7 protein-coding genes are annotated in these 8,820 nt (G+C 55.0%); 1 reads left to right on the forward strand and 6 read right to left on the reverse strand.

The genetic code is table 11. The features are described 5' to 3' along the window. Positions 1-62: 62 nt before the first annotated feature. The 4 genes from mutS to AC3G2T_RS34520 all read right to left on the reverse strand — a co-directional run bounded on the left by mutS (position 63) and on the right by AC3G2T_RS34520 (position 6,369). Positions 63-2,732: a DNA mismatch repair protein MutS gene (gene mutS / locus AC3G2T_RS34505; protein ID WP_488438286.1), complete on the reverse strand. Its 2,670-nt coding sequence runs from the start codon at positions 2,730-2,732 to the stop codon at positions 63-65. 311 nt (positions 2,733-3,043) lie between these two features. Further along, on the reverse strand, positions 3,044-4,489 hold the full coding sequence (locus tag AC3G2T_RS34510) for a putative amidoligase domain-containing protein (RefSeq protein ID WP_488438287.1): 1,446 nt from the start codon (positions 4,487-4,489) through the stop codon (positions 3,044-3,046). Between the two features lie 126 nt (positions 4,490-4,615). Beyond that, positions 4,616-5,182, reverse strand: a complete 567-nt coding sequence (locus AC3G2T_RS34515; RefSeq protein WP_488438288.1) for an outer spore coat protein CotE — start codon at positions 5,180-5,182, stop codon at positions 4,616-4,618. Between the two features lie 428 nt (positions 5,183-5,610). After that, complete coding sequence (locus tag AC3G2T_RS34520; protein WP_474681785.1) at positions 5,611-6,369, reverse strand: SDR family oxidoreductase; 759 nt, start codon at positions 6,367-6,369, stop codon at positions 5,611-5,613. 222 nt (positions 6,370-6,591) lie between these two features. On the opposite strand from AC3G2T_RS34520, the gene AC3G2T_RS34525 reads away from it, so the two are divergent. Beyond that, positions 6,592-7,200: a TetR/AcrR family transcriptional regulator gene (locus AC3G2T_RS34525; protein WP_474681786.1), complete on the forward strand. Its 609-nt coding sequence runs from the start codon at positions 6,592-6,594 to the stop codon at positions 7,198-7,200. Between the two features lie 245 nt (positions 7,201-7,445). Here AC3G2T_RS34525 and AC3G2T_RS34530 read toward each other — a convergent pair whose 3' ends face one another. Together AC3G2T_RS34530 and AC3G2T_RS34535 are read right to left on the reverse strand one after the other, a co-directional pair. Next, positions 7,446-7,607, reverse strand: a complete 162-nt coding sequence (locus tag AC3G2T_RS34530) for a hypothetical protein (protein ID WP_474681787.1) — start codon at positions 7,605-7,607, stop codon at positions 7,446-7,448. Continuing rightward, on the reverse strand, positions 7,597-8,298 hold the full coding sequence (locus tag AC3G2T_RS34535) for a bacterial transcriptional activator domain-containing protein (protein ID WP_488438289.1): 702 nt from the start codon (positions 8,296-8,298) through the stop codon (positions 7,597-7,599). The genes AC3G2T_RS34530 and AC3G2T_RS34535 overlap by 11 nt, the downstream gene beginning before the upstream one ends. Between the last annotated feature and the right edge of the window lie 522 nt (positions 8,299-8,820).

Consider the following 8,820-nt stretch of genomic DNA (forward strand, 5'->3'; position numbering starts at 1 on the left):
GTAGTTTGTCCGACGGAGTTGTTTTGCAGATATACCTTCTACGTCGTTCATCGGACAAACTCCTAGCTATGCAGCTTTTGTTTCCATTCGTAAACCAGATTGAGCGCCTGCAGCGGCGTCATGTTGATCAAATCGATCCCCTTCAGCTGGTCCAGAACCAGCTGCGATTTGGCGTCAAGCTTCTTCTTGACGCCGGGAACGGCGACGTTGTCCTCCCCGAAGAGGGACAACTGCTGAACCGCCGGCTCCGCCTTCGCTACTGCGGCGGCGGTTTCAAGCTCCGCAGCCTGCGGCGCGGCGGGCTGCTCACTCGCGGGCGGGGTTTGCGCAGCGGCGGCAGCCCGCGTTTCAAAGCCGTTCAGCAGCGCATAGGAGCGCTGAATGATCGTTTCGGGCAGCCCGGCAATTTCGGCACAGTAGATGCCGTAGCTGGTGCTTGCCGCCCCGGGAATCAGCTTGCGGAGGAAGGTCACCTGCCTGCCGCTCTCTTTGACCGCCATGCAGTGGTTGCGCAGATGGCCCAAGCTTTCTTCCAAATGCGCAAGCTCGTGGAAATGCGTCGACACGAGCGTCTTGCAGCCGATCCGGTCGTGCAAAAACTCGATGACCGCCTGGGCGATCGCCATGCCTTCGCCCGTCGAAGTGCCGCGGCCCAATTCGTCGATGATGACAAGGCTTTGGCTCGTCGCTTTTTCCGTCATCACCTGGATGTCCATCATCTCGACCATGAACGTGCTCTGGCCGCCGATCAGATCGTCGGCAGCGCCGATCCGCGTAAAAATCCGGTCGACGACCGGCATGCGCGCCGACCGTGCGGGCACAAAGCAGCCGATCTGCGCCATCAGGCAGATGACGGCCACCTGCCGCATATACGTGCTCTTCCCGGCCATATTCGGCCCGGTGATGAGCAAAATACGGCCCTGCTCCTGTTCCAGCCTCGTTTCGTTGGCGATGAACGAGCCGTCCTGGATGACCGCCTCCACGACCGGATGGCGGCCTTCCTCGATGCGGAGATCGAAGCCTTCGCCGATCTCCGGCTTGCGGTAGTGATGCGCCGCGCTGACAGCGGCCAGCGACTGGTAGACGTCGGCGGCGGCAATCACTTCCGCCAGCTTCTGCAGCCGCGAGATGTGCCCGGAAATGCGGTTGCGCAGCTCCGTGAACAGCTCGTGTTCGAGATCGACCATTTTATCCTGCGCTTCGAGAATGAGCGCTTCTTTTTCTTTCAGTTCGGGCGTTACGTAGCGCTCCGCGTTGGCCAGCGTCTGCTTCCGCTCGTAGCGGCCTTCCGGGAGCGAAGCCATGTTCGCTTTCGTCACCTCGATGAAATAGCCGAACACTTTGTTGTAGCCGATCTTCAGCGACTTGATGCCCGTCGCCTCCCGCTCCCGGCGCTCCAGCTCGGCAATCCACTGCTTGCCGTTCGTGCTCGCTTCGCGCAGCTGATCCAGGTAAGGCTGGTAGCCTTCCCTGATCATGCCGCCGTCGCGGATCGATACGGGAGGCTCGTCGACGATCGCCTCCGCGATCCACGACATCACGTCTTCGCACGCATCCATGTTGTCGACGAGCCGGCGCAACGTGCGGGAGCCGGATGCCGCGCATACTTCCCGCAGCAGCGGCACCTGCTGCAGCGAATGCTTCAGCGCCGTCATATCCCGCGCATTGGCGTTGCCGTAGGAAATGCGCGCGACGAGCCGCTCCAGGTCGTACACTTCCTTGAGCGCCTGCCGGACATCCTCGCGGACGATCAGCTGGTTGTACAGCACATCGACCGCTTCCAGCCGCTCCTCGATGCGGGATACGCTCATGAGCGGCTTCTCGATCCAGCGGCGCAGCATGCGCGCGCCCATGGCCGTTACGGTTCTATCGAGCAGCCAGAGCAGCGAGCCTTTTTTCGTGCGCTCCCGCACCGTCTCGACAAGCTCCAGGTTTCTTCTCGTAAAAGGGTCCATCGTCATGTACATGTCCGGCTCATAGCGGCGGATATGTTTGATATGCGTGAGCGCGCGCTTCTGCGTCTCTTTCAAATAGCTGAGCAGCAGCGCAACGCCCTGTTTGTTCAGCTCGGGGAGCCCGGGCAGCGCCTCGTCCGCGGCAAAATGCTCAGCCAGCAGGCTGTGATCCGCATGCGTCCACTCCGTTATGACGGCGGAGCGGCTCCAATTGGCCGTGCTTTCGCGAACTTGTTCGAGCATCGATGTATCCGCGATCAGCTCGGAAGGGCCGTATACGTTCAGCTCGTCCACGACCGCTTCCCAGGAAGCCGGCAGCAAAGTCGTATACAATTCTCCCGTAGAAATATCGCACGCGGTAAACGCGTATGCTCCATTTTCACCGACGAGAGAAACCATATAATTGTTGCTCGTCTCGCCCAGCAGCTTGCTGTCCATGACGGTGCCCGGAGTCACAATGCGCACGATTTCCCGCCGCACGACGCCTTTGGCTTCCGCCGGGTCTTCAACCTGCTCGCAAATCGCTACCTTGAATCCTTTTTCAATCAATCGGGCTATGTAATTTTCCGCAGAATGGTAAGGTACGCCGCACATCGGAATGCGTTCTTCTCCCCCGCCGTCCCTGCCTGTCAGCGTAATTTCCAGCTCCCGCGACGCGTTCACCGCATCCTCAAAAAACATTTCGTAAAAATCACCTAACCGAAAAAATAAAAAAGCGTCCGGGACTTGCGCCTTAACGGCCAAGTATTGTTGTATCATCGGTGTGTACTGGGCCATACGTTCCTCCAACCAGATAATAAAATGATCCGTTCTATGAATCTATGAAAATCAACCGCCGCAGCAAGGCGCAAAGCCTCTACTAATTCGTTAAAAGCAGCCCCGTTCCTGCACCCGGGAGTCCGGCCGACAAATTCAGCAGAAGGTATTGTATACAAAATGACTTGCACCAAAGAAACTCCGCCCGCCAGACTCCCGGCGCGATTCGAACCCGCCTGTTCTGCGCACAGGACGATCCGCCGGGCCGCAGCAGCGTCCGGCAAACCGTCCCTTAACCAATCCGGCGACAATTGAATCTATTATAACATGATTTACTGCTTAATTGCTTCTTTGCGATGATAGGGGGCAATGCGCCACGCTTTGCGGATATCCTCGCGCTCATTCCACGGCTCCATCCGTTCGATCCGCAGTTTCAGCCGGTCCAGCACTTTCGCGTGAACGTCGTACGCCTCCAGTTTCTCCAAATCCTTCCACAGCTCCGCCACCGTTTGCTGAAGGCTTGCTTTGTCCCCGCGATAATAAGCTCGCTGTATGTCGAGTTTTTGCAGAGGCTGCTGCTGAAGCAGCCAATAGTTGTCGGCGATCAGCGAAGCGAGCGCGAATGTGCCGCGTGCGACCAGCGGCGACTCCATCCAGCTCGGCAGCGTGCGGTATTCGAAGCCGCCGTGCGGCTGGCGCCGAAAATCGCCGAGGAAGCCGTACCGGGGGCGGCGATCGCGGGTCGTCGGCCCCTCGATTTGCATCAGCGGCAGCGCGAGATAGTTGTCGAGCGCGCGCAGCAGGTGCGTATTCAGCCAGCAGCGGCTGAAGTGGATATGGCCGCCGAGCGGGAAGCCGCTCACCGGCATGCCTCCCGAGAGCCAAGCGAGGCTCTCGTCGGGAATCGCCCGCGCGGCGAGCTGCATCGAAGATAGCAGGTTTCTCGCCAGTTCGCGCGGGTCGGCGCTCGGCTGCGGGCGCAGCTCCGCCAGCGGCAGGATGACGCGATGCCCGCTGAGCACGATGGCATCGCAACCGACTGCGCCGTCCCGCGTGAGATAGCGGTCGGCGGAGACGACTTTGCCCCGCGGGCTGAGCAGCAGGAACTCGGGGTCGCTGCCGAGCATGGCCCGCTCGGTGCGCCGCAGCTCTTGGCCGAGCGCGGCCGCATAGCGGTCGATCGCCTGGGCGAACAGCGGCACGAGCCGCTCGTTCAGCTTCGGCGCCGGGTCCACATCCAGCACGAGCGTATGCCCGCTAGGCAGGATGCCGACCGTCACCAGCCCGTAATCCAGACCGAGCGCGTAAATCGCCTTGACGGACTCGCGGCTCGCCCTGCGCACGTGACGGCTCGCCAGTTCGGGCTGCACTTCCTCGTAAGCGGGCTTAAGGTGCTTGTAGGTGGAATCGTAAACTGACTGTTCCGAGCGGAGCAAGCGCTCTTTTTTCTCGTAAACGGCCAAAATTTGCAAATGAAAGACGGCAACCTTGTATAGATAGGGAAAAACGATCCGTTCGCTTTGGCCGTCAAGCAAAGCCCTCGTCTTGATCCCATGCAGGCCGAGCAGTTCGTCGCGCCTGGCCTGCTGCCGAGCGCGCAATATCGCTTTCACCGGCTGAAGCGCGCGCTTGCCCGGCTGCTCGCTCTGCGCCCCGCCCCAATGAATGACAACCTGCCCCTGCCAATCCTCCGGCAGCTTCGTTCCGCCGGCCGTCCGCATGCTGCCGGCGATCGCCAGGGCATCCCGTTCGTGAAAATGGAGAAAAAATGTGTCCATTGTCAGGCTCCTTCGGTTTTTTTGGGGCCGCTCCGCTCAAGCCCATTTTCCAGACCAAAACAAAAAAGAGGGCGAATGCCCTCTGCCGAACCCAATGCTCCTGCATACAGTGAAGTATAAGGTTCCTTAATCCAGGTCATCTTCGAGCAGCGCAGCATCGAGATCCTCGAAATCTCCGTCCACGCTGTCATCGAAGTCCACATGCTTGTCGTCGAAATCGCTTGGGCCGGTCGGACTAACGACTACATTCACTTTCGTTTCGGCGACCATCTCGACCTGGAACTCCCGTTCCACCCGGATTACCACGCTGTCGCCGCCGGAGGAGACGCTGGCTTCCACACAGTTCGGCTCCTGCGTTGCGAAGGCAGCCACCTCAGCCGTAGCCGACCTATGTTTTTTGTCTAAGTAAGTAAGCGGAACGACTTCTACATAGGACACTGTCTCTTTTGCAACATCGGTTTTGGTGTTGCGATCGTAAGAATACCAGATGTTGATATCATAAGTACCAACTACCTCTACGCCATCTCCGGATTGGATCGCTTCATATTGGTTGTTAATGATCCAAGCGCCCAATATACTGGTCGGAGAAAAGGGCGGAGTCACGGTATGACTTACGTGCGAGAATTTGCGGCCTTTGCCGCAGACAGCTTTGGTAATGATCTCTCTGCACTGCAAATCTTTATCTATTGACATCCTTTCAACCTCCTCCATACAATCATTCATTACAAGTGTATGCGGGACATAGGCAAATGTTGATTAAATGGATGCGAACAAATAAATATTATTATCGAATCGCCTATATAATGCCGATAAAAGTAAATGATTTGCAGTCAAAAAAGCGGCCGCAGCATCAAGCGCCGGCGACGCACGGCTTCTCTGTTATTCGTGTGATTTTACTACATTTTATTTCGTTTTGCGCTCGTTAATTCCACAAATTCCAAATTGCTTTCTCTATGGAAATGAACCGGCCAAATTCGCGCAGCCAAAAATTTCTCTGAATCTAGCGTTTCATTCCAAAAGTTCTTTCGCAATATAATGTGTCATCAAAATTCAGCTGCCTGAAATACGGCAAAACCGCCAGCCCCAAGACGGACTGACGGTTTAGCATAGGATCTGTAAGGTTAATAAGCAGTCCAGCCCGCATCGGCCGTTACAACCGTGCCGTTAACGAAGCTAGCATCGTCGGAAGCAAGGAACAACGCCACTTTCGCAATATCTTCCGGCTCCCCTGTGCGCGGGTTGAGGTTTATGCCGGCCATCGCTCTTTCGATACCGAACGGGTTCGGGGTCGTAAGGGATGCGCTGATGTTTGTATTGACGCCGCCCGGCGCGATGGCATTACAGCGGATGCCTTTAGGCGCATATTGGAATCCGACGTTCTTCGTCAGGCCGACGACGGCGTGCTTCGAAGCCGTATAAGCCGCGCCGGCGCGGGAACCCATCAAGCCCCCCGCGGATGCAATGTTGACTATGACTCCGCCTTGTTTCTCCAGAAAAATCGGAATCACTTTGCGGATCGTTCTCATTGGTCCTGTCGTATTGATGGCGAAGACGCGGTCCCACAGCTCGTCCGTCAAGTCTCCGGCCGGGACGAAGTTGTCCATAATGCCGGCGTTGTTGACGAGAATGTCTACGGTACCGTATTGCTCGACGGTTGTATCGATAAGCGCCTGCACGTCTTCTTCTTTTGCGACGTTAGCGGCAATAGCGAAGGCGGCGCCGCCTCTGGAGACAATCCCGTCAACAACGGCTTGCGCGGCTTCAACACGAAGGTCTGATACGGCAACTTTCGCCCCTTCCGCAGCGTACAATTCTGCGATGGCTCTTCCCATGCCCGAAGCAGCCCCAGTGACAACAGCTACTTTTCCGGATAATCTCATGACGAAATTCCTCCATTTATCTTTATTATTTTATATCTTCGAACAAACAATGCCGGCTGTCCCCAAGAAATAACGAACACATGTTCAATAGAGAACATCCGTTACTTCAAGTATAATGAGGGATATAAGTGATTACAATCAGTAAAAACAGCGCGTTTGTCAGATAACGAACAACTCGGCCGATTTTGTTCAATATGTTTAACAGGAAGGATCGCATAGACAATGACCGACAATGGCAAAAAAATAGACCGCCGCATCGTTCGCAGCCGGGCCGCGTTACGCCAAGCGCTGCTAACGCTAATGGCGGACAAGCCGTTCACGGCGGTATCCATTACGGAAATCGTGGAGCTTGCGAATTATAACCGCGGGACCTTCTATTCCAATTATGAAAGCAAGGAGGCGCTACTTGAAGATATCATTCTCGATCTGATCGATAAATTACTACTTTCCTTCCGCGCGCCTTACGAGAAGGTGGAGTTCTTCCACATCGACCAGCTGCCGGCGCATTCCGTTATGCTTTTCGCGCACATTTACGAGCATTCCGCGATTTATACCGTTCTTATGAAAAGCGATGTACTGCCGGCGCTCCGGGAGAAAATGTTCACCGCGCTCAAGCGGATTTCTATGGAGGAGCTTGTCTCTACGAAAAACGACATCGATGAAGAACTGCTGGCCACCTATTCGATCCACGCGCTGTTAGGTCTTGTGTTCCACTGGGTGGAGAGCGGTTTCAATCATTCGCCGGCCTATATGCAGGAGCAACTGGTGAAGATCATCAACTATCGTCCGACCGTTGCGAAGACGTCGATCAAAGGATCGGCCAGGCAGTGATCTCTTTATACTCCCGGCAATCCGCAGCCCTCTGCAAGCATCATAAACAAGAAGACCAGAGAGGCGGCCCTTAACTTGAGCCGCCTTTCTGGTCTATCCTATGCTACAGCTTATTCGTATCGCTCCCTGGTCTTTCAGCTGCGGGCGGCTGCTCCCGGTCCTTAACATTACAAGCTATTTCTTAGCGGCAGAATTCCCATTATCAAAATATGAAGTGTCCAAAATTCTGGCATAAATATAAGGGTTCAAATTGGGACTTTGTTATACAGCGAAAATTCCACCTCGTGTTCTCCGGGGTCGACGACAGCGGCATCTAGAACGAGCCGCTTGAATTTGCGGTCAAGCGTAAAAGTAACGTCTCCGTATTGGTCGATCTTTAACACTTCCTGGAACTGTTTATTTTTCACCAACGTATCTGCTGAGTCCCTTGACAAAACCGCATAAATGTTGTCGATGTCCATTGGCATAGCAAAAATCGGCGTTCTTTCTCCGGACTTGTATGGGGTTTGGCTGCGGCAGGTCGGGGTATCGTTCCAACAGCTCCGGCAGCAATCGCGCCAACTCAGACAGCCAAACCGGACTGAGCTGCGGTACGGCGAGACGCCTAAGCCATACTGTTACCGGACGGTAGGACTGGGAGCTTGCTGAAGGGTAACAGCCGGCAATTGCTGTTTGTTCCCCCTGGGTTTCTACCCTCGATTTAAATTCCTGCGCCAGTCTCGTTTTGCCTATGCCCGCCTCCCCTTTCAATATCAACATCGCGCTTTTGCCTGCCGCTGCCTGCTTCCAAGCTTTCAGAAGATGCCCCCATTCGGCGGATCTGCCGATCAGCTCGTTCTGCGCGGTCGACGAAGGTTCGACGCCGTTCTGCGTAAGCCTTTCAATCAGGTACACGGTTTCTTCTGCCGGGCCTATCCCCAGTTCGTCTTGCCATTTACTCAGCATTTGCCGGTAAATTCGAGTAGCGCCCGCCATATCTTTATTCAAGGCGTACAGCCGCATCAACGTGCGGTACGTTTCCTCTCTTAATGGATTCTGGATCAGCAGCTTGTTCGCGAAAACGATAGCCGGCGAGTATTCCCGCTGACCTTCCAGCATTCCCGCAGGTCGTGAAGTAGTTTCCGCAAATTGGAAAGGGCTTGTTTCTCGGTGGAATCCGGCCAGAAATCAAAGGCAATTTGTTGACCTTGCTTCCGGAAAAAAACGTCGTTAACTCCTTGTCGTCTATAGTAATTTTTAACCTGCCTAACAGTTGAATACTGCTGTTTGTCAAACCGGCCACCCCCATCTCAAACCCGATTCTAATTAGCTTATTCTCCCATTGTAATATATGAATTTGTAATGTGAAAATGTTTTAAAGGACACAGAAAAAGTGACATTCCGCCCTTTTAAACGGCTGTCCACATAAGATGCACCCAAAACTGCAAAAGTCGGACTATGGTGAAACCTACCGCCAGATCCGGTCGCACAATCTGCTTGGTTGCGCGAAAAAACCTGCAAAAACCCCATGACGTCGTGGACGTCACCCCACAGAATGAAAATAATTCAGGTCTACAGCTCCAGTTTCAAGCTTGAAAAGCGTAAGAACTGGAAACGATGAAACTAACAAACCAAAGGACG

This window comes from Paenibacillus sp. sgz302191 (genome assembly GCF_057749925.1).